Source organism: Aeribacillus sp. FSL K6-2833 (assembly GCF_037965815.1).
Lineage (GTDB): Bacteria > Bacillota > Bacilli > Bacillales > Aeribacillaceae > Aeribacillus > Aeribacillus composti.
The window spans coordinates 2,735,206-2,756,684 of the sequence record NZ_CP150189.1 but is presented as its reverse complement, the minus strand read 5'-3'; the positions used below and the strand labels follow the sequence as shown (position 1 = coordinate 2,756,684).

18 protein-coding genes and 1 pseudogene are annotated in these 21,479 nt (G+C 36.9%); 11 read left to right on the top strand and 8 right to left on the bottom strand.

Annotated features, from left to right (window positions below; translation table 11 throughout):
* Positions 1-29 precede the first annotated feature (29 nt).
* The 3 genes from treP to treR all read left to right on the top strand — a co-directional run bounded on the left by treP (position 30) and on the right by treR (position 4,018).
* Positions 30-1,445: a PTS system trehalose-specific EIIBC component gene (gene treP, locus NSQ94_RS13310; RefSeq protein ID WP_339194797.1), complete on the top strand. Its 1,416-nt coding sequence runs from the start codon at positions 30-32 to the stop codon at positions 1,443-1,445.
* 117 nt (positions 1,446-1,562) lie between these two features.
* The gene (gene treC, locus NSQ94_RS13305; RefSeq protein ID WP_339229363.1) at positions 1,563-3,248 is read left to right on the top strand and encodes an alpha,alpha-phosphotrehalase; all 1,686 of its coding nucleotides are present in this window, start codon (positions 1,563-1,565) and stop codon (positions 3,246-3,248) included.
* 23 nt (positions 3,249-3,271) lie between these two features.
* Positions 3,272-4,018: a trehalose operon repressor gene (gene treR / locus NSQ94_RS13300; protein WP_063386458.1), complete on the top strand. Its 747-nt coding sequence runs from the start codon at positions 3,272-3,274 to the stop codon at positions 4,016-4,018.
* A 227-nt stretch (positions 4,019-4,245) separates the two neighbouring features.
* On the opposite strand, the gene NSQ94_RS13295 is transcribed toward treR, so the two are convergent.
* From NSQ94_RS13295 to NSQ94_RS13285, 3 genes are all read right to left on the bottom strand, one after another.
* A complete protein-coding gene (locus NSQ94_RS13295; protein ID WP_261308774.1) occupies positions 4,246-4,362 on the bottom strand; it encodes an immunity 22 family protein in 117 nt (38 codons plus the stop codon).
* Positions 4,363-4,584: 222 nt separating this feature from the next.
* Positions 4,585-5,136 carry a site-specific integrase gene (locus tag NSQ94_RS13290; protein ID WP_339229361.1) on the bottom strand — a complete coding sequence of 184 codons (552 nt, stop codon included), beginning with the start codon at positions 5,134-5,136 and terminating at the stop codon, positions 4,585-4,587.
* Positions 5,060-5,542, bottom strand: coding sequence for a phage integrase SAM-like domain-containing protein (locus NSQ94_RS13285; RefSeq protein ID WP_339229358.1), 483 nt, complete (start codon positions 5,540-5,542; stop codon positions 5,060-5,062). Before NSQ94_RS13285 ends, NSQ94_RS13290 begins: the two co-directional genes overlap by 77 nt.
* Before the next feature lie 424 nt (positions 5,543-5,966).
* Here NSQ94_RS13285 and NSQ94_RS13280 point away from each other — a divergent pair, with 424 nt between their 5' ends.
* Complete coding sequence (locus NSQ94_RS13280) at positions 5,967-6,902, top strand: hypothetical protein (protein WP_339229356.1); 936 nt, start codon at positions 5,967-5,969, stop codon at positions 6,900-6,902.
* Positions 6,903-7,242: 340 nt separating this feature from the next.
* Here the strand turns inward: NSQ94_RS13280 and NSQ94_RS13275 are convergent, their stop codons facing one another.
* The gene (locus tag NSQ94_RS13275) at positions 7,243-8,901 is read right to left on the bottom strand and encodes a hypothetical protein (RefSeq protein WP_339229354.1); all 1,659 of its coding nucleotides are present in this window, start codon (positions 8,899-8,901) and stop codon (positions 7,243-7,245) included.
* Between the two features lie 437 nt (positions 8,902-9,338).
* Here NSQ94_RS13275 and NSQ94_RS13270 point away from each other — a divergent pair, with 437 nt between their 5' ends.
* The 4 genes from NSQ94_RS13270 to NSQ94_RS13255 all read left to right on the top strand — a co-directional run bounded on the left by NSQ94_RS13270 (position 9,339) and on the right by NSQ94_RS13255 (position 16,384).
* On the top strand, positions 9,339-10,886 hold the full coding sequence (locus NSQ94_RS13270; protein WP_339229352.1) for a class I SAM-dependent DNA methyltransferase: 1,548 nt from the start codon (positions 9,339-9,341) through the stop codon (positions 10,884-10,886).
* Positions 10,883-12,112 carry a restriction endonuclease subunit S gene (locus tag NSQ94_RS13265; RefSeq protein WP_339229350.1) on the top strand — a complete coding sequence of 410 codons (1,230 nt, stop codon included), beginning with the start codon at positions 10,883-10,885 and terminating at the stop codon, positions 12,110-12,112. The genes NSQ94_RS13270 and NSQ94_RS13265 overlap by 4 nt, the downstream gene beginning before the upstream one ends.
* A gap of 34 nt (positions 12,113-12,146) precedes the next feature.
* Positions 12,147-15,209 (top strand): type I restriction endonuclease subunit R, encoded by a 3,063-nt coding sequence (locus NSQ94_RS13260; protein WP_339229348.1) that lies wholly within the window; start codon positions 12,147-12,149, stop codon positions 15,207-15,209.
* A gap of 71 nt (positions 15,210-15,280) precedes the next feature.
* Positions 15,281-16,384 carry an SH3 domain-containing protein gene (locus NSQ94_RS13255; protein ID WP_339229346.1) on the top strand — a complete coding sequence of 368 codons (1,104 nt, stop codon included), beginning with the start codon at positions 15,281-15,283 and terminating at the stop codon, positions 16,382-16,384.
* Between the two features lie 34 nt (positions 16,385-16,418).
* Here NSQ94_RS13255 and NSQ94_RS13250 read toward each other — a convergent pair.
* Positions 16,419-16,591, bottom strand: a pseudogene (locus NSQ94_RS13250) (IS982 family transposase); the annotation flags it as partial.
* 98 nt (positions 16,592-16,689) lie between these two features.
* Between NSQ94_RS13250 and NSQ94_RS13245 the strand changes: the two are divergent.
* The 3 genes from NSQ94_RS13245 to istB all read left to right on the top strand — a co-directional run bounded on the left by NSQ94_RS13245 (position 16,690) and on the right by istB (position 19,098).
* Positions 16,690-17,846 (top strand): IS3 family transposase gene (locus NSQ94_RS13245; RefSeq protein WP_339229344.1). Its coding sequence is split into 2 segments (ribosomal slippage): positions 16,690-16,948 and positions 16,948-17,846, totalling 1,158 coding nucleotides; the frame shifts between segments, so codons are not numbered across the junction.
* Between the two features lie 161 nt (positions 17,847-18,007).
* Positions 18,008-18,361 carry a hypothetical protein gene (locus tag NSQ94_RS13240; protein WP_339229342.1) on the top strand — a complete coding sequence of 118 codons (354 nt, stop codon included), beginning with the start codon at positions 18,008-18,010 and terminating at the stop codon, positions 18,359-18,361.
* Entirely contained in the window at positions 18,361-19,098 is a 738-nt protein-coding gene (gene istB, locus NSQ94_RS13235; protein WP_339229340.1) for an IS21-like element helper ATPase IstB, read from the top strand. Before NSQ94_RS13240 ends, istB begins: the two co-directional genes overlap by 1 nt.
* 19 nt (positions 19,099-19,117) lie before the next feature.
* Here the strand turns inward: istB and NSQ94_RS13230 are convergent, their stop codons facing one another.
* From NSQ94_RS13230 to NSQ94_RS13220, 3 genes are read right to left on the bottom strand one after another with little or no spacing between them, the layout of a single operon-like run.
* Entirely contained in the window at positions 19,118-19,309 is a 192-nt protein-coding gene (locus NSQ94_RS13230; RefSeq protein WP_339229338.1) for a hypothetical protein, read from the bottom strand.
* Positions 19,310-19,331: 22 nt separating this feature from the next.
* Complete coding sequence (locus NSQ94_RS13225) at positions 19,332-19,625, bottom strand: transposase (protein ID WP_063387357.1); 294 nt, start codon at positions 19,623-19,625, stop codon at positions 19,332-19,334.
* Positions 19,626-19,661: 36 nt separating this feature from the next.
* Positions 19,662-21,137, bottom strand: coding sequence for a hypothetical protein (locus NSQ94_RS13220; RefSeq protein WP_339229336.1), 1,476 nt, complete (start codon positions 21,135-21,137; stop codon positions 19,662-19,664).
* Between the last annotated feature and the right edge of the window lie 342 nt (positions 21,138-21,479).

Here is a 21,479-nt window from a genome sequence, read left to right as displayed (position 1 = left end):
TTTTGTAAACGATTACGGGGGGGATCATCATGAATATCAGCAAACAATCAGTTGAAAAGATTGTTGAGTCTGTTGGAGGAAAAGAGAATATTGTAGCGGCAACACATTGTGTTACCCGGTTAAGATTTGCATTAAAGGATGAGGGAAAAGTAGATAAAGAGGCTTTGGAAAGCATTGATCTCGTCAAAGGCTCCTTTTCGGCAAACGGTCAATTTCAAGTCGTGATTGGACAAGGGCTTGTCGATAAAGTGTACAACGAAATGGTGGAGTTGACGGGGATTGGCCGTGCGACAAAGCAAGAGATTAAAGATGCAGCGGAAGCGAAGCTAAACCCGCTTCAGCGTGCGATTAAAACATTAGCTGATATTTTTATTCCGATTTTGCCGGCGATTGTGACAGCAGGTTTGTTGATGGGAATTAATAATATCCTGACAGGCCAAAATATTTTTTATGAAGGCAAATCATTTGTGGAAGTGCATAAAGAGTGGGCCGATCTTGCCAGCATTATTAACTTAATTGCCAATACGGCGTTCGTCTTTCTGCCAGGTTTAATCGGTTGGTCAGCGGTAACGAAATTCGGCGGCAGTCCATTGCTTGGTATTGTGCTAGGCTTAATGCTTGTTCACCCAGATTTGTTAAACGCATGGGGCTGGGGAGCAGCGAAAGAAGAAGGAAACATTCCTGTATGGAATTTGTTCGGATTGGATGTTCAAAAGGTAGGATATCAGGGTCAAGTATTGCCTGTGCTAGTGGCATCGTACGTGCTGGCGAAAACAGAGCTGTTTTGGCGTAAACGAATTCCCGATGCGTTTCAGTTGCTGTTAGTCGCTCCGCTTTCGCTGCTATTTACCGGTTTTTTAGCGTTTATTGCGATCGGACCGATTACATTTGCAATCGGCAACGGGATTACAAGTGTATTTGTTTCAGTGTTTCATAATGTTCCAGCAATTGGCGGGCTTCTATATGGAGCGATATATGCCCCTCTTGTTGTCACGGGGATGCATCATACGTTCTTGCCGGTTGATTTGCAGCTGATCACCAACACTGGCGGAACATTTTTATGGCCGATTCTCGTTCTTTCTAATATCGCTCAAGGTTCGGCGGCGTTAGCCATGATGTTTTTAGCAAAAGATGAAAAACTGAAAGGGCTGTCATTCACATCTGCCGTTTCAGCTTATTTGGGTATCACGGAACCGGCCATGTTTGGAGTGAATTTACGCTACCGTTATCCATTTATTTCTGCGATGATAGGAGCAGCAATTGGCGGAATGTTCATTACGCTTAATAAAGTGATCGCATTTTCTATTGGTGTTGGCGGTCTTCCTGGGTTTTTATCAATCGTTCAGCAAAAATGGGCACCGTTTTTCATTGGAATGGCGATCGCGATTGTGCTGCCGTTTGCCCTAACATTTGTGTTAGGAAAAATTCGCAAAGATCATAATTAATAGAACTGTGTTCTAAATAATAAATATGAATAATCAAAGATTCATACCATTGGTGAATGACCGCCAATGGTATCGTTTTTCCCGATAGTCTCAAAATTATAAACGAGGTGATATTCATTGAAGCAGCCATGGTGGAAAAAAGCCGTTGTTTATCAAATTTATCCGAAAAGTTTTAAAGACACGACGGGAAATGGAATAGGAGATTTGCAAGGGATTATCGAGAAATTAGACTATTTAAAGACATTAGGGATTGACGTCATTTGGCTGACGCCTATTTATGCTTCGCCGCAGCGAGATAATGGCTATGATATTAGTGATTATTTTAGCATTCATCAAGATTATGGAACAATGGAGGATTTCGAGCGTTTGCTTGCTGAAGCCCATCGGCGCGGTATCAAAGTGATAATGGATATGGTCGTAAACCATACCTCGACCGATCATGAGTGGTTTCAGCAGGCACGTTCGTCAAAAGAAAACCGCTACCGCCATTTTTATATTTGGAAGGATGCCAAACCAGACGGCAGCCCTCCAACAAACTGGAAATCCAAATTTGGCGGATCGGCTTGGGAGTATGATGAGCAAACGGGACAATATTATCTGCACTTGTTTGATGTAACTCAGGCCGACTTAAATTGGGAAAATGAAGAGCTGCGCAAAACGATTTATGAAATGATGCATTTTTGGTTTCAAAAGGGAATTGATGGCTTTCGCTTAGATGTCATTAATTTGATTTCGAAAGATCAACGTTTTCTCGATGATGACGAATCCCTGCCATTGGGTGACGGCCGCCGATTTTATACAGACGGTCCGCGCATCCATGAGTTTTTGCAGGAAATGAATAGGGAAGTATTTTCTAAATATGATATTATGACAGTCGGTGAGATGTCATCGACCACCATTGACCATTGCATTCAATATACTAATCCAGCACGGAACGAATTGAATATGACGTTTAACTTCCACCATTTAAAGGTAGACTACCCAAATGGTGAAAAATGGGTGGCAGCTCCATTCGATTTTCTGGCTCTAAAACGAATTTTATCTACTTGGCAAGTGGAGATGAATAAAGGCGGAGGCTGGAATGCGCTCTTCTGGTGCAACCATGACCAGCCGAGAATTGTGTCGCGCTATGGCAATGATGGAGCATATCATAAAGAATCGGCGAAGATGCTGGCAACAGTTATTCATATGATGCAAGGAACACCATATATTTACCAAGGTGAAGAAATTGGCATGACCAACCCGAAGTTTGAGCGAATTGAAGAATACCGTGATGTGGAAACATTAAATATGTATAAAATCTTGCTTGAGCAAGGAAAAACAGAAGCAGAGGTGCTTGAAATTTTAAAATGTAAATCGCGCGATAATTCACGGACACCTATGCAATGGGACGACAGTCCGCATGCCGGATTCACAACTGGGACTCCTTGGATTCATGTCGCGCCGAATTTTAAAGAGATTAATGTGAAAAAAGCATTAGAGGATCCAACATCGATTTTTTACCATTACAAACGTTTGATTGAATTGCGAAAGAACTATGACATTATTACAACAGGAAACTATCAGCTATTGTTAGAGGATCATCCGCAAATTTTTGCTTATGTGCGCAATGGAGATGGTGAAAAGCTTCTAGTAGTGGCCAACTTTTTTGGCGACCAAACAGAATTTGTTTTGCCGAATGAGCTTGATATAAACGGATATACAAGCCGTATCCTGCTTTCCAACTATAATGACTCTTCTGAACATGTACAAGAAATCATGTTGCGTCCATATGAAGCGATTGTGTATCATTTAACAAAATGATACTATACAATTCGGTGATGACTATGAAGGAAAATAAATTTATGGCGATTTACAACGACCTTTTGCTTCATATTCGCAAAGGCATTTTTCAGCCGAACGAAAAGCTGCCTTCTGAAAATGAATTGTCCCAGCGGTATCAAACATCGCGTGAGACGATTCGCAAAGCGCTCAATCTTCTATCAGAGCATGGCTATATTCAAAAAATAAAAGGAAAAGGTTCGATTGTGTTAGATGTAGGAAAATATGATTTTCCTGTCTCTGGACTTGTCAGCTTTAAAGAATTGGCGCAAAAAATGAACAAGCCGGCAAGAACGATCGTACATGAACTGGAATTGATCGAGCCTGATGAATATATTAAAAGACAATTGGAAACCGAAAATAAGGAAAAAGTTTGGAAAGTGATTCGTGCTAGGGAAATAGAAGAAGAGAAAATTATTTTAGACAAGGACTTTCTTTGCCAAAAATTCGTTCCAACATTGACGCGCGGCATTTGTGAAAATTCGATTTATGAATATATCGAAAATGAATTAAAGCTTCGCATTAGCTTTGCGAAAAAAGAAATGTTTGTCGACCGAGTGACAGCTGAGGATCAAAAATATATGGATTTAAACGGCTACGAGCATGTAGTAGTGGTGAAAAATTTTGTCTACTTAGAAGATGCGAGCTTGTTTCAGTATACCGAATCGAGACATCGGCTCGATAAATTTCGGTTTGTTGATTTTGCGCGGCGTACTCATCACCCGGGGATGTCCGATAAGTCCTTAAAATGAAGCCAGTGGAGAAAAACGAGTTGTTTTTCTCCACTCAGCTTGTAGATTTTGTTGACAAGCTGACCTTGAAAGAGTGTCGAACACTCATTCAAGGTGTTTATAATTACTTATATTGCACGGCTCCTAGAAATCTAAACTGATTTTTTCATTGATATTTCCATTATATTGAAAGTTATAAAGTAAAAGAACTGAGTTCGCTTCTTGATTTAAACGATCACCGCAAAACTCTATAAATTTTGAATTTTCTCCTCATCATAAGAAAAGCCTTCAATTAGAACACGGCAATCAATCGATGGCTCATCATAGAATTCTATTTCTCTAAAATCTTCATTGTAGTAATCAATGTTAAAGTCTTTTTCAAATTCGGAAGGTAGTAAATCTCCATCTTCTTTAGTGAGAGCGCCACCTTGACAGGGTGGAGGTTGCTGGTTTGAGCTCAGTCGGAATCATCGAGCGGAATCCCTTGAGCCACAAGGCTTCAAGGGATTTTTTATTTCTGTTGTCATTCGTTATTTTTGGTGTTTTTGGTGACTTGGTGTGATTTTTGGAGTGATTGATTTAAAACTTTATTCCTCCTCAAACAATTGCTCGAATTTTTCGGCTGCTGTTTCTTGTATGCTTGGAAGCAAATGAGAGTAAGTATCCATTGTCATTTTGATACTCGCATGTCCTAACCGTTCCGAAACGACCTTCATATGAACATTTTGTTGTAACAGCAAAGTTGCATGTGTATGCCTTAATGAGTGCAATGTAATATCCTTTTCTAATTTCATCTTTTTATAAGTATTTCGGAATGCTCGTGTTAAGTTATCTACATACACACTTGTTCCGTTTACTGTGCAAATAACTAAGTTGTTGTCCTCATAGTTTTCGTTCTCTGCTTTTTCAATTTCTTGTATTTGTTTATGTTTTTTCAATTCCTCTACAAGATAGTTGCTAATAGCAATGACTCTTGTAGATTGCTTTGTTTTTGTAGAGTGTTGAATCGTTCGTTGATGTTTAAGAAGTGTTTTATTTATTCTGATTGTTTTTCTTTCAAAATCAATATCGTCCCACGTTAGCGAGCAATTCTCCCCGTCGCATTCCGGTATGAGCCAGAATTTTAAAGGCAATGGCATAGCGAGTTGTCTTTTCCGCTATCTTAATAAATTCTTTTAATTCTTCAACTGTAAATACCTCAATTGGTTTTTCTCTCTGTTCACGCGGTTTTTCAATCTGATCGGCGACATTTCGTCGAATCAATTCCAAATTAACAGCATCATTTAATCCTTTCCGTAGTATGCTGTAAATTCTTTTTACATAACCGCTGGAATATCTCTGATGAAGGCTATCAATAAATCGTTGAACCATTAAAGGAGTAACATCGTTTAGTTGTACATTTTCAAAAAAATTTAAATGATTGTTAAGAAAGGTTTTATAAAGTTTTTTCGTATTTTGAGAAAGATTATGCCTTCTGCTCAACCACTCTTTAAAGTAGTCTTTTACAGTAATTTTTGATTCTTGGATGGATATTCCTTGCTGCAATTCGTATCTTTTCTGTCTCTCCGCTGCTTCTACGTCAGTTCTTCTAGCAAAGCCTCTTTTTTTGTATCTTTTTTCTTATAAACAAATTCATAATACCAACTTTCTCTTTTCTTTATGGAGTGATCCTTATACACTGGCATAACAAAACCCCCTTAAAGCATATAGATTATTTTGGCAGAAAAAGGTAGAGGTATGGAGGGGATTTTTTATCAACCATTGGCATTCTCAGAGAGTATATGGAACGCTCATATTTTTGTTTGAAATTTCCTAAAATTAGGTATTAGGTTATAATTAAAGCATGAACTCAACACATTTTTAAACTTTTTGTTAGTAGGGGGGATAGGATGATTGAAACCGTATGGGAACGAATCAAATTTCCATCCAAAAACAAAATTAAAAAAAGCAAGGTTGAAGGTGGAAAAGTATGTATAAATTTATTCGGATTATTCCGTACATTATAATCACTATCTTTTCTTTAATAACACTATATATTTCATTCAAACTAGAGGAATCTACTATTAAGAATGTTCTTGTTAATATTTCTTCAAACGCTCTATTTATATTGGTTGCTTTTTTATTTTACGATTTGATAAAGAGTTATATAAACAAAAAAGAAAAAAAGTTCCTTGATGAATATATAAAAAATCAAATTTCAAATGATTTATTAATTGTTCTTTATTATTTAAAGAAAATAATTCATGGATATAATCTAGAAACCAATACTTTAAATAATATCTTGGGAATAGCAAATTATTCATACAGAGAAATTGCTAATGCAGTAAGTAATCAAAAATATATTGGTTTTCAAATATATAAAAAGAATGATGAAGTAAGGAACATTTTAAAGAATGCTCTAAATGACAATTTTATACTGAAATATTCGGACCATATTGATGTGATTAATATATTAAAAATTAATAATACATTGATTAAAATTGAGTTCTTGTTAAAAGAGGAAAAAAATTTTGATATGTGTTCTGAACAAGCAGTAGAATTTACTGTCTTGAATGGCAAATATCTAAACCCTGACAACGATGAAAAATATTTATTACTAAAAAAAACAAATATTGAAAATAGAATGGTTGTATATGATAGTGGATACTATGATAAGTTGCATCTTAATAAATTATTAAATACATATGTTTTGAAGAAAGAAAGTGCCGAACAATTAGCCACTTATATTAGTGACATTCTTGTGTTAATTAGGTATTGGATTCCAGATGTTGTAAACATTTCTAAAAATGAAAATCGGTTTAGAATAATTAAAAATTATTTTTCTCCCTTCACTAATACAAAAACAGTTAATTCGAAAATTTTTGTTGCTGATATTGTTGATATAAAGAGTAAGGGGGAGTCTTAAAAATAGTATTGGTTATCATTTTTAATGAAATTTAAAAGTGAAATAAAAATTTAATAAATAACTGTATATTTGAACAAAAATGGTAAAATAATAAAAGCATAATATATAACCTTGTTTTATTAAGTAGAAGAACAAAGCGATTATTTATTGATCTTAATATTGAAGAAAAATGAGCAGGTTTAATGACCTGCTTATATTTATAAATAAAAGCCGATTTATTCAACCTGTTTGATCAAGGATTCACCAGAGGCTGCACCTTGCAGTTGAATAAAATCGGCCATTTTTAACAGTATATGAACTTTCGATAACAATATACCATAATATTGTGTTTAGGACAAGTTTAATTTTTTCGTGAAGTCTTTTCAATAAAGGAAAAAGAACTTTTTGGATAACTCACAAGAGCACCTTTAAAATCAGTTAGGTTGATCCAGCGAGTTTCATCGTTTCCTTTATTTAGCGTTTTAATGAATGTTTTATATTGAATAGCATCAAATCTTTTTAAGTTATGTAATTCAGAAAGGGAAGTAATATTTGAATTGAACTTCCAACTATAAGATATAGCATTCAGAAGTGTCTGTACATAATATTTTAAACGATAGAATGTATTCGTTAGCATCTTATCATCATTTAACCCACTATGAGTTAGCATGTTTCTTAATCTATAAATTTGTTTAATGTCATTTTTCAGCATAACTTCAAATTGATCGATTTCTTTATCAATATCGTTTATTAACGGTATAGTTCTTGCTATTAAATAGTCTTCGCTAATATTTCCAACATTAAAATCATTCCATTTTTTATCAATTGGTATTTTTTTTGTAAATAGAAAAATAGTAAATTTATCTGCCAATGATAAAGTGGAAATATCAACATCAATACTACTTAATTTGATATCTAAGAAATTTTCAATCTTTTTTGCGGCTTCTTTTAAATCCATATTCATTTGATAAATGATATCTTTAAAAAATAACTTGATAGACTTTCGGTAATGGAATAGTGACATGTAAGGAATAAAGTTTTTGCAAATCGTGTCAATTTTATTATCATCTACTGAATCAATAAGTAAAAATTCCATAATGCTCCAAAGAGACATAAATGCATACTTTTTATCTGTAGTTTTTTCAGGAAAACTGGTCCATTCGAGGGCTTTTAAAATTTCTAAGTTCATCATATCAGATAAGTCAATAAAGTTACATTCTAATAGAAATCGTTCGAAATATTTCACCTTTATTTTACTATCTTCTTTAGGTTTAGGAACAGTAAATACTTTGTTTTCGAGGTACAAAATTAAGTGGTTCTCCGGGAAGTCAAATCTATGTTTAAGCAAATCGTAAGCCTCTAGAAATTCTGTCAATGTCTTATCCACATATTCCTTATCTATTTTATAGATTATAAAGTGATATTCGGTATTAAAATACGTGTCACTTTTTACATATTTCGAAATTCTATTCTCCTTAAATAAGCCAGTCAGATGTCTTTCAATAAAAGAGTGTAAAAATCTGTAATTTGGAAATGATTTTTGTTTGTTTATAATGATTTTAACGTCTAATTTTTCCATTGACGAAAAAGGTTTTGTGCCGATTATCATTAAATGATCTAGGATTTTGATTGCTGCATCATAACTGTTCTTTTGATTTTGACTGATAATATTATTGAATTTTGCATATAATGATTCCTTTGAGTGACCTCGAATAAAAAGATATTCAATTAATAAAAGTAGCAATTCATCAAAAAGTTTGTAACACATTTTCAAATCATAATTTTCATCTTTTAGGAGTTTTTTTAGCGTACGAATAATTCCTTTAAAAAAATCTTCGCTATATAAAGTGTTGTGTAATCTTTGAAGAGATAGTTCACTACCTATCTCTTTAATAAATGAAAGATTTACTGAGAATTCTTTGATGTTTTTATCAATAATTATGCCATCATTTACGTAAGAAGTTATTTTGCTTTTTGAAATATGGTTCTTTATACTTTCAACAATTTGCGGACCCGCCAAGAACTTAATCTCGTTTGGGTGAAAAGTATTGTCGAGTCAGTTCGTGAAGACCTAATAACGGGAAATGGAATCCTACACCTTTTATATGTGGATTCGTAGAATTTATTATTTGATTTATAATATATGCACATTTAATCGTATTAACATTTGTCATGGCAGTCGCTCCTATACCTTATAAAGCAATATAATTAATTATAACATGTCTATTTTAAATCTTAATATTTTAAAGGCTATTAGCATAGATTCTTGATTAATTTGATATATGTAATTGAATATCGGGGATTCAGTATTTAAGGGATGACTCAAAAGTGGTAATAATTTTTTGGATTCAGCCTCTCATTTTTCATACTTCAATTAGCAGTTAAGATACAAGTTTATGATAAAATATTCTTATATGGAAAAAAGATGGATAATGGTAAAGAAGTAGGAGGCAAAGTATGACTGTAAAAGCAGACATTGATTTTCAGAAGGATTTGTTTGAGGCAGCAAATAAAATGCGCGGGAGTGTGGCTCCTGCTGATTATAAACACTATGTTCTTCCGTTAATCTTTTTGCGCTACCTTTCTAACAAGTACGAAAAGCGCCGAAAAGAATTAGAGCAAATCGTAAAAGATCCAAGCAGCGATTGGTATACGGAAGATGATGAAATGCGGCAAATCATCATTACCGACCCGGACCAATATAAGGCGGAAAACGTCTTTGTAGTACCTGAAGAAGCAAGTTGGTCTTATATTATGAGAAATGCCAAGCAGCCGAATATTAAAGAGATTCTTGATAACGCGATGAAGCGTCTTGAAGAGGAAAACCCAGAACTGGAAGGCATATTGCCGCGAATTTACCAAGGTTCGAACTTGCCACCTGAAAACGTGGCAGGATTAATCGAAATTTTTTCCCGTGATGTATTTAGCGCCAATATGGATGACAGTGTAGATATATTGGGCCGTACATATGAGTATTTTATTAGTTCTTTTGCCGCTTCCGAAGGTAACAGAGGCGGAGAATTCTTTACACCATCCAGTATTGTTAAACTGCTTGTTGCCATGCTGGAGCCGAAAAGCGGGATTGTGTTTGATCCAGCGTGCGGTAGCGGCGGGATGTTTATACAGAGTGAAGAATATGCGCCAAACAAACACGCTCTTTCGTTTTACGGACAAGAAAATGTGGTAACGACCGTACGTCTTGGAAAAATGAACGTTTTGTTGCATGGTATTAACGCAGAAATTCGCTTAGGAGATTCACTTTTAAATGACCAGTTTCCTGATTTGAAGGCAGACTACATTATTGCCAACCCGCCATTTAACCAAAAAGATTGGGGAGTAGATCGTTTATCAAAAAAAGACCCTCGCTTAATTGGACCTGTTACAAACAGCAATGCCAACTATATGTGGATGCAGCATTTCTTATATCACTTAAATGATGCAGGTACGGCAGGGTTTGTTATGGCAAATGGAGCAATGACAACGAATGTCAAAGAGGAGAAAGAAGTTCGTCAAAAATTAGTTGACGAAGGGTATATTGACTGTATTGTTCAATTGCCTGAAAAACTATTCTTTACCACAGGTATTCCATGTTGCTTATTCTTTTTAAGCAAAAACCGCGACGGCAAAAACGGCTACCGGGCAAGAAAAAATGAAATTCTGTTTATCGATGCCCGCAAAATGGGGACACTCGTTAGCCGTAAGCAAAAAGCGCTGTCCAAAGAAGAAATTGATAAAATCGCAGCCATTTATCACGCCTACAAATATGAAGATGGGAAAGGGTATGAAGACATTGCTGGTTTCTGCAAAGTTGCAACAATTGAAGAAGTTCAAGCAAATGACTACAAATTAACACCGGGTATTTATGTTGGAACAGAAGTATTAGATGAAGACGATATACCATTTGAGGAGAAAATGGCTGAATTAACTCAGCGTCTTTTAGAACAGTTTGAAGAATCTAATCGCCTTCAAGAACAGATTAAGAAAGACTTGGAGGGGTTAGTGTGAGTGAGTGGAAAAAATTAAAGTTAGGTGATATTGCTACTGTTTCTAGTGGAAAAAGACTCCCTAAAGGAAAGGTCGTACAAAAAGAAAAAACAGCCTATCCTTATATTAGAGTAAAAGATTTTTCAAACGGAACAGTCTTAATAAATCAGGTAGGTTTTATTGATGAAGAAACTCACCTAAAATTAAAGAAATATATTATTAATTCGGGCGATGTGTATATAAGTAATGTAGGTACAATAGGACTAGTAGGTATGGTAGCTGATGAACTATCGGGTGCTAATTTAACAGAGAATGCTGTTAGACTCCATAATTTTTCGGAAAAGTGTTTACCTGAATATTTAATGTACTATTTACAGAGTGACATTGGTCAAAATGAAATTAGAATGAACACTGTGGGAAGTACTCAACCTAAGTTGCCTATATATGGAATAAAAAATATAAATGTATATTTACCTGATTTAGATACGCAAAAAAAAGTAGTATCTATTTTAGGCGCTTTAAAAAATAAAATTGAAGTCAATATAAAAATGAACGAAACCCTCGAAGAAATGGCTATGACGCTTTACAAGCATTGGTTTGTTGATTTTGGCCCGTTTCAAGATGGGGAGTTTGTTGAATCAGAATTAGGGATGATTCCAAAGGGATGGGAAGTAAGCATTCTTAAAGAATTTGCTAATATCCTCATGGGACAGTCTCCAAAGTCTGAATTCTACAATCAAGAAAGAAAAGGATTGCCATTTCATCAAGGGGTTAAAGACTTTGGTGCTCGTTTTCCAGTTCATACGGTTTATTGCACACAAGAATTACGAATTGCAAATAAAGGAGACATTCTTTTGAGTGTACGTGCTCCAGTTGGACGAATAAATATTGCTAATAATAAATTGGTAATCGGTCGAGGTTTATCTGCGCTTCATGCCAAAAGTGGACATAACTCATTTTTACTGTACACACTCAAAAGAATATTTGCTTTTGAAGACCAATACGGCTCAGGTACAGTATTTAATTCCATTAACAAAAAAGATATTGAACAACTCAAATTTATCCAGCCACCTCAAGAAGTTCTTGATAATTTTGAACACCATGTATCGAAGTTTGACTCATTAGTAGAGAGTAATACAAGAGAAATTGAAGAATTACAGGAGTTAAGAGATTATCTCCTCCCTCGCCTTTTATCAGGTGAAATTGATTTATCTCAAGCAGAAAAACAAGTAGAGGAAGTACTTTAAACAAACTTAAATTCGACTAGGAGGTGCAAGCAACATGACGAGACCTCTAGGTGAAACGGAATTTGAAGAAACGACAATTGAACGTTTAAAGCGATTAGGTTATGACTATCTTCATGCGCAGGAATTGTTTCAGCGTGGAGAGCGTAACAGTCTTCATGAAGTAGTTCTTTATGGTCGGTTGGAAGCCTTCTTAAAGAAGGCTTATCCGGCCATACCTGAACATGAAATAAAAAGACTTGCTCAAGTATTAACAGCGCCAGATGGTGTAAAGTTGATTAACCGCAATATGCATTTTCACAAAATGTTGACGAAAGGCCTCGAATTCTCTTATGAGGTAAACGATGAAACGTATACGCCTCATGTCTTTCCAATCGATTGGGAACATCCAGAGAACAATGACTTTTTAGTAGTCAATCAATTATCCATTGAGGGACGTATGGCCCGTAGGCCAGATGTCGTTATATATATTAATGGTTTACCACTGATTGTATTTGAGTTAAAAAATCCGAACAACGAACAAGCATCTGTTTATGATGCATATACCCAAATTCAAAACTATACGTATGATATCTCTCAATTATTTAATTACAACGCTTTTACTGTTATTTCCGATAATATAGAAACTAAGCATGGGATGCCATTTGCCGATTACGATTTCTTTGCTTCATGGAAATCGATTGATGGGCGAAATGTTGATAACAACCGTGCCAATACGATGCGCACACTGATTGAAGGATTATTTCCGAAAGATCGCTTACTAAACTATATTCGTAATTTCATTGTCTTTTTGGAGGAAGGAAGTAAAATTACAAAAATTGGTGCGAAATATCACCAGTTTTTCGGTGTGAACTTTGCAATCAATGAAGCGATACGTGCGACGCGGCCTGACGGAGACCGGAAAATCGGGGTTATGTATCATACAACGGGTTCGGGTAAATCGCTAAGTATGTTATTTTTCGCAGGAATCTTGTCTCGCCACCCTGAAATGGAGAACCCATCAATTGTCATTCAAGTGGATCGTAATGACTTAGACGAACAGTTGCATGATACGTTTGTGCAAGGAAAATCATACATCGGCCATGTAGAGCATGCAGAAGATACAGAACAGTTAAGAACCCTACTGAGAGGGGAAGCCGGGCAAATCATTTTCTCTACGATTGAAAAATTCCGTAAAAAAGAAGGAGAAACCCAGCACCCGGTTTTATCGGAACGACGAAACATTGTTGTGATTGCTGATGAAGCACACCGTACCCAAGCCGGTTTTGCAGGTGGATTTGCCGCTCAATTACGTTATGCTTTACCGAATGCTTCCCATATTGGATTTACAGGAACTCCAGTCGACTTTGTTGGGAACCATACGGAAGAAATTTTCGGACATATTATCCATCGTTATGATATGGCTCAGGCAGTGGCAGATAAAGCGACATTACCAATCTACTATGAAAGTCGCTTAATCCCACTTGATTTATCTGCTGAGGACATTGATGAAAAATACAAGGAAATTATCGTAGATGCTGGGGGAGACGATGAAGAGTCGGAGAACTATAAAAGAAAATGGGCCGCTCTGGAAAGAGTCGTCGGTACTCCAAAACGGCTCCGTCGTTTAGCCAATGATATCGTATCACATTTCAACCAAGTGGCCAATCCATTTCAAAAAGCCATGATTGTTTGTATGAGCCGGCGAATTGCGGTTGATTTGTATAATTACCTAAGAGAGATTCCTGAATGTCCTCCTGTTGAAGTAATTATGACAGGGGATGTATCGAAGGATCCTAAAGAGTGGCGCGAAGTTCAGCCGGGAAGTAAATATGCTCATATTAAATCCAAAAAAGAGCAAGAAGAAGTGAAAGCCAAACTTCGTGACCCAGAAGATCCTCTTAAATTTGTGATTGTCGTCGATATGTGGTTAACAGGAATGGACGCCAAACCGCTTTCTTACCTTTATGTCGATAAACCAATGAAGGGACACAATCTTATGCAAGCCATTGCCCGTGTAAACCGTGTGTTTCCGGGAAAAGAAGGTGGGGTAGTCGTTGATTATATTGGAATTGCTACTTCACTGAAGGAAGCAACTCATAAATATACGCAAAGTGGTGGCACAGGAAGCCCATCTTATGATATTTCAGAGGCTGTTAAAATCTTTATGGGTCATCTGGAGGCAGTAAGAGAATTTATTCCAAGTGAAATTGATGTTCAAAACTGGCGAACAAAACCAAAAATAGAACGAGAAGACTTCATTGCTGACCTTGTCAATGTTCTTTTAAATAGTGATCCAGAAGAATATATTCAAGAGGCAACAAAACTTGAAAAGTCGTATCAGTTGGCGAAAAATCAGCCAGAAGTGCTTGAACTTGCAGATGAAGTCATGCTGTATTTAATGATTAAAGCACAACTTCGCAAACATTTGCGACCACCAATTGAAAAACCGAGTGAAAATAAAACATTAGAAGAGCGATTATCTGAACTCATTGATAACAGTCTGTTAGCGAAAGAAACTGTTGATATTTTCAAAGTAGCAGGGATTGAACGCCCGGATATTAGCATATTGGACGATGCATTCTTGGCAGATTTAACGAAAAAAGAGCATGAAGATTTACGCTTAAAGTTACTGAAAAAACTTTTAGAAGATCAAATTAAAGTGACATTTAGCAAAGGAAGTCCACAGTTAAAGGCATTAAGCGAACTGTTAGAGAAAACGTTAAAGGATTATCATAATCGTGTCATTCAGGCCGCTGATGTAGTCAGAGTGATGATTAAAATGCGCAAAGAGATGGAAGAGGAAATGCGTAAGCGACATGACTTAGGACTCTCAGAGGAAGAAATTGAGTTTTACAAAGCCATCACTGCTATGGAGCAGGAAGCATTCTCAAACGAATTTCTTGCAAATTTAATCCATAAGGTTGTCAAAGCCTTAAAGAAACAATTAGCCGTAGACTGGATGAGTCCTCACCGTCGAGATGTTTACGCTAAAGTGAAATTAGCCGTCAAGCATGTACTCATGAAAGAAAAAATTACGGGTCAACAATTACAATTCTTAACAAACAAATTCATGGAACAAGCCGAACAGCAATATAAGGACTGGCCAATGAATGCGTAACAACGAGAACAGATGTCTCTTATAGGGACGTCTGTTTTTATATAAATGCTTATGAAGGGGAGAAGAGATGCATGCGAGCAGGATTAGATAGAGAAATTATTAAAAGTCTTACAAGGACAGTAGAGTCGTTTTCACCATTGAGTGAAATGCTTCGGGAGCAGACAGAATTAATAACGAGAATCGATCTTGGCTCAAACATAAGCCGGCAGTTCAATTCGGTATTTTATCAATCTGAACTGTTGAGTGCCTTTAATACATTAGCCTCGGGATTAAGAGAAACACAATTACATATACAATCCGTTGTTCCATCCTTAGAATTAATTAGTACGTTAAGGAATAGTTTTGTTGGAGTAACTGATTCGATGCAAACTGTTTTAGATAGTACTAAACAATTAGGTTTATCATTAAGCAAAATCTACACTAGTATCGATAGTCCGATTACAGAACTCCAAAGAACAATTAATCAAACATTAGAATCATATAAGATTAACCTATCACCGGCGATAAAAATATTAGAACAATGGCAGGTTCAATTTAAAGAATTGCAAAAAATAAATTTTCCAAAAGTTGAGGAATTACTTCGAGACGCAGAACTCACTGTTATTGAGCAAGATGAGGAAGAAAATTGGGTCTTGGATGGTGAAATTGTCAAGAAAGATGAAATTGAAGAAGTCGTTTTAGGAGTATTAGAGCGTCAAGGGGTTTTGGAAAAACAGAACACAATTGTTTCAATGCTGAATAATATAATTGAACGTTTAGACAAGTTAGGGAAAACTCCAAAAATTAAAGCGTTTGTTTTATTAATTATTATTCCCATTTGTACCAATATACTTTCAGGATATTTACAACCTTTCTTTGAAACAAGTCAAAAAGTATTTTACCAAGAAGTCATGAAGCATAAAAACACTATTTTGAAACAAGTACGTAAGGAGTATAAAGACAAAGAGTATACATTTGAAGAATTAAAGCCATTCCGTATGGTTTCAACGAGCCAATTAACTGTTCGTCAAACTAATAAGAGGAATACAAAGGCAATCGATACATTACATTTTGGACAAGTTGTGCGAGTGATAGAAAAAAGAAGAAATTGGACTCTCGTTGTTTATCAAAAGGAAGATGGGGAAGTAGTAAAAGGGTGGGTGCTAACAAGATACTTGGAAAAATTGACAAAATAACATTATAAGGAATACCCATGGTGCTAGTTAAACCCTATTGTTTAACTAGCCCAAGGACCACAAGTGTGTAAGACAATAAAATACTGTCTAATACCGTTTTGAATCCTTCAACGCTGTTCGCACGAATCGAAGTGGATGAAACTACTGATCGACTAGTACTGCAAAAGAGGTTTCCACGATTTCACGTTTTCGGCACATCCATGTTTCCATTCTTCTGAACAGGAAACACAAGGAATACTGATGTTAGACTAAAAAGTAGACACAGATTATTATAGTAATAATAGACTGAAAAATGAGGTGTCTACATGACAAAAAAACAAAGGCGGTACGAGGAAGACTTTAAGCGTCAAACTGTTCGTTATATTTTGGAGGAAGCGAAATCCGTTGCACAAGTGGCTCGTGAGCTCAAAATTAACGAAAATACTCTTCACGGCTGGGTGAAAAAATATAAGCAAGAACCTGAAATATCAGAAAACCAAACTTTTCGATCCGAAGACCACGAAGTTCGTGAACTGAAGAAACGTATTCGGGGTCTGGAGGAGGATAACTTCATCTTAAAAAAGGCGATGCACTTCTTCGCGAAAGACCATCGGTAAAATATTCATTTATCCATGAACATCGCTTCGATTACCGATTGGAGAAGATGTGCGAAGTATTGAAAGTTTCTCGAAGCGGTTATTATAAATGGCGTGATCGTCCCAAAAGTGCTAGACAAGAGCGTCGAGAAGAATTGACGCAGGAAGTGCGTCGTGTGTATATCGAATCTCGCCAACTGTATGGGAGTCCAAAGGTTGCCAAAAAGCTTAATCATGAAGGCATTAAGGTTTCACAGAAGACGGTTTCCCGCATAATGAACAAAGAGGGAATGAAGTCTCGTACCGTGAAAAAGCATAAGGCTACCACTAACTCAAAACATAACCATCCGGTCCACGAAAATGTCTTAAACCAACATTTTACTGTTACGAAACCAAATGAAGTATGGGTAGCTGATATCACATACATTCCAACGGATGAAGGTTGGCTTTATCTAGCTAGTATGATGGATTTGTATTCAAGGAAAATAGTCGGCTGGCATATAGACTGTTCCATGAAAAAGGAGCTAGTGTTAAGTGCTTTAAAGCAAGCCTATCAGCGTCAACAACCACAGGGTTCTATCCTCCATCATTCTGATCGAGGGAGTCAATATGCTTCAAATGACTATCAAGCTAAGCTAATGGAATACGGAATGAAATGTAGCATGAGCCGCAAAGGAAATTGTTATGACAACGCTTGTATTGAATCATTTCATGGGGTTATAAAAAAAGAACTAATCTATCAGACTCGTTATAAAACAAGGGAGGAAGCAAAAAAGAGCATATTTGAGTATATAGAAATATTTTACAATAATAAACGTATTCACTCCGCAACAGAGTATTTTTCGCCATCTGAATACGAACGTATGTACTATAAAAAGGGAGCTTAATGAACATATTAATAGAATAGTTAGACCCGAAAATTTACCTTTTAAAAATAATTAGGACAACGTCGTAATTATTTTTAAAAGGCCACCAAGCGATAGCGCGGTAGCTGCGAAAAAAAATCTATAAATTTTTGTGTCTACTTTATTGACCTAATATCATTTTTATGGATTGGGAGAAGAAGCCACGGTCTGTAAGGTATTCGCGTTTTTTTAAGTATTTGCCGGAGAGAGTTCAAACGTATCTGACGATACGATCGGAAGAAACCAAATCTCGAGTCAAGGGGATAAAGAAATTATTAGAAAAATATTCGTTAAATGATATTCATGCGGTTTTAAAAACAGAAGAACGTTTTGAAAGGGCTCCACATGAACTTGGTTTTATCCTGGAAGCGAAAGAAGCAGCTTATCCAGAGAAACTAAGTGAAGCCCATACACCCGAGATACTGCTTAACTATGAAACAGATTTGAATGCCTATGATAAAAGGCTTTGTCCTTCTTTGGAAGGAGGTGTTTCCTAATGGCGAATTTAAAGGCTATTTGTAAAACTCTTCACCTTGCCCATATTATTGAAGAGTTTGAGCAGGTTCCGTTCGAAAGTAAAGAACAGTTTTTGCGTGATGTATTATTGATTGAAGTAAATTCCAGGCAGACAACGAAGATTGCTAGCCTGATTAAAAAGGCTAGATTTAGAGAGCTTAAATGGCTTAAGGACTATGAGTGGACCGAGCAGCTGCACTTGCCAGCTACAACCTCGAAAGAGGAAATTTGCGATCTTCGTTTCATCAAGGAAAAGCAAAACCTACTACTTTTAGGGACACCGGGCACAGGGAAAACGCACTTAGGAACAGCATTGGGAGTAAAGGCCTGTGAAATGGGATATGAAGTGCGTTTCTTCCGGGTGGCTGATTTAGTAGCCCAATTAGAGGAAGCCTTGAAAGAGGGCACACTAAACCGGTTAAAACGCCAAATTGAGAAGTCCGACTTGCTTATATTGGATGAATTGGGCTACGTCCCTTTTCAAAAGCAAGGTTCTGAATTATTGTTTCATATTATCGCAGACTGTTATGAACATAAAAGCGTTATAGTGACATCTAACCTTGAATTTGGTCAATGGAATCGTGTTTTTGGGGATAACCGACTAACCTCTGCACTTGTGGACAGACTAGTGCATCATGCACATGTCATAGCATTCACAGGGGAAAGTTACCGATTGAAAAATGCCCTTTCTTCTATAAAAACGCAAGATGGTAATTAATGTAAAAATCGCTGCAAGCCTATGTAAATTTCGCTGCATTTTTCTGCACTTTTTGCTTGCAAAAAACAAGCATATCCATTTCGTGCATGAGCATGATGTTTTCTGAGCTTTCTGTTTGCCCCTTTGATTGGCGATACACGCTAGTACGATGAATACCTAATAACTGTGCCTGACGCTTGATGCTGATCGATGGGTGATTGAATTCGACCATAGCCTTTCGTTCGTCAACAGACTTATTTGAGCCCAGATTTTTTTTTCAGCCAGTCAACTTCAACCGTTAACTGACCTACCAATTTCTCTAAATTTTCTTGTTTGGCCTCATATTCTTTACGGATTTTATCCACTTCGCTTGAGCCTTTTTCAAAGACCATCGAGGATCGTTCTAGAAATTCTGCTTTCCAACGACTGACCATGACTGGGCTTAATTCATATTTGGCGGCTATTTCATTGACGGTTTGCTCTTCACGCAACACCTCAAGAACCACCTTAGCTTTAAATTCTGCGGTATATCGGTTTCTTTTTTTCATGGTATCATTATAACTTATTTATCACGCTCATGTGTCTCACCTTATGGGAGCATTATAGGTAGTAATTTTATAATTTTTTACCTCTATACTAAATCCTTCTCTATAAAAATCTGGTCTTGAGCTTCCTTTTGTCCCATAAGGTACTTCTTTTCCGTTTTTGAAAGATTTTTGAGCACTATATTCTGGATATTCTTTTCCTATGTCAATTTCTGATTGTCTCCAAGACGGTCTAGCATTACCCATACCCTTAGTGCTAAGTTCAATGCCATCGTTGCCTGCTTTACCTCCGCCTACATTTATCCCATCCATCTTACTTAACCAAGCTTGAATCTTATTCTCCACCGGAACCTTAACATTCCCAGCCCCTTCTATGGCCAATCCCATTTGCCGGCTTGGCAGGAGGTGTCTTAAGTTTGTTGCGGCGTTGTCTACGAACCGACCGACTTGCAACGAACCTTTTCTCGCACCGGTTTTTAAATGCTGCGGCATTTCTTTCGTCCATGCCTTGGCACTCCTGATGCGGGCCAATATGCTGTTTTCCGCATGGACAACCAGGTCGCAGGCACGTTGTGATTTCTGGTGCAATCCAGCTTTCAAGCTTGTAAATAGCTTGGGATCCATGGCTTCTCGTAGAGGTGCGAACCGGGCGGCGCTGCTGAATTTAGAAAGCGCGCTGACGCCAGGGACGATATCCAATGGGGCGAGGGCACCGCGGAATACTCTTTCGCCTGTTCCCAGTTTCCTCCCTGAAATCCAGTCTTTTCCGGAAACGGTCGAACTTAATTCCAGTGTACCATAAGCCACACCCAATGCCATCCCTGCTGGCGGACAAATGAATGAAGCGCCGACAATCACGGCAAGCGCCGCTATTTGCCCCCAGAATTCTTTGTTCATTTGCCCGTCTTTGATCGATTCATACTGAAAGGCGTAGGAATTCAATGCCTTCTTTATGTATTCTTTTTCAGAAAAGTCCTGGCGGGGGTTCAGTTCTTTCCATGAGGCGTATTCCCGTTCCATCAGCCTGGCATAGTAGTTGCTGCCGCTGAACAGATCTTCTAGTCCGACCTCGGCTTTTGGCACTTCGATCGTCTCCTGTGAGCCATAAGTTCCTGGAACAACGATTGTTTCTTTTGCGCCGATGTGGTTTTTCGTCTTGATCTTTGATATCGATAAGTCGCGCATCGCTTCGACAAAAGCATCGATATCTTGATAAAACGGCTCATCGATGGTGCGGTCGACAATATCTCCGACACGGTCGCTAAATCTGTGTAGGGCGAGATAATCTTCATATAATTGTTGATATTGGCTTTTGCGATCCGTGTGGGTAAAAGAGATGACACCGTCGCTGTCATATTTGGCGATGTCTGACTGGGCGTCTTCCAAAAGATCGCTGATATCTTTTAAGTTGTCGATCATGCCTTTTCCCCATGCACCGGCGCCGATCAGGTTGCCGATGCCTTTCTTGGTCCTTTCCCATTCTGAAGGTATATAGTTGACATTCACTGTATCCATGCCTCCGATTGAAACGAAATGGATTCCATCAAGTGGAAAAGCTTTTTGTTTCATTATAAGACAGATATAGGAATTTTTAGTAAATAGAAATGAAAAAAGGGAATTTTAAGAAAAAACTACCAAAAAGTTTCTAGATTATTTTCTTATTTAGGTAATAGAGACCAATCATATTGTCTCAAAATAAAAATCCCCCTTAAAATTTGAAGGGGGATAAATGATTCTGTTTTGCAGGTAATCTTGACGGCAGCTTGTCGTCGATTTTTTGGTTTTATAATATGTTTGTTGGCGTATTTTTGTTTAAGATAAAAATAAATTTTTTGCATTCTATTAGACTATGATTTA

Coding starts and splice junctions, on each gene's coding strand:
- treP (WP_339194797.1), top strand. CDS start 30: ATGAATATCAGCAAACAATCAGTTGAAAAGATTGTTGAGTCTGTTGGA.
- treR (WP_063386458.1), top strand. CDS start 3,272: ATGAAGGAAAATAAATTTATGGCGATTTACAACGACCTTTTGCTTCAT.
- NSQ94_RS13290 (WP_339229361.1), bottom strand. CDS start 5,136: ATGCCATTGCCTTTAAAATTCTGGCTCATACCGGAATGCGACGGGGAG.
- NSQ94_RS13280 (WP_339229356.1), top strand. CDS start 5,967: ATGTATAAATTTATTCGGATTATTCCGTACATTATAATCACTATCTTT.
- NSQ94_RS13270 (WP_339229352.1), top strand. CDS start 9,339: ATGACTGTAAAAGCAGACATTGATTTTCAGAAGGATTTGTTTGAGGCA.
- NSQ94_RS13260 (WP_339229348.1), top strand. CDS start 12,147: ATGACGAGACCTCTAGGTGAAACGGAATTTGAAGAAACGACAATTGAA.
- NSQ94_RS13255 (WP_339229346.1), top strand. CDS start 15,281: ATGCGAGCAGGATTAGATAGAGAAATTATTAAAAGTCTTACAAGGACA.
- NSQ94_RS13240 (WP_339229342.1), top strand. CDS start 18,008: ATGGATTGGGAGAAGAAGCCACGGTCTGTAAGGTATTCGCGTTTTTTT.
- istB (WP_339229340.1), top strand. CDS start 18,361: ATGGCGAATTTAAAGGCTATTTGTAAAACTCTTCACCTTGCCCATATT.
- NSQ94_RS13230 (WP_339229338.1), bottom strand. CDS start 19,309: ATGGTCGAATTCAATCACCCATCGATCAGCATCAAGCGTCAGGCACAG.
- NSQ94_RS13225 (WP_063387357.1), bottom strand. CDS start 19,625: ATGAAAAAAAGAAACCGATATACCGCAGAATTTAAAGCTAAGGTGGTT.
- NSQ94_RS13220 (WP_339229336.1), bottom strand. CDS start 21,137: ATGGATACAGTGAATGTCAACTATATACCTTCAGAATGGGAAAGGACC.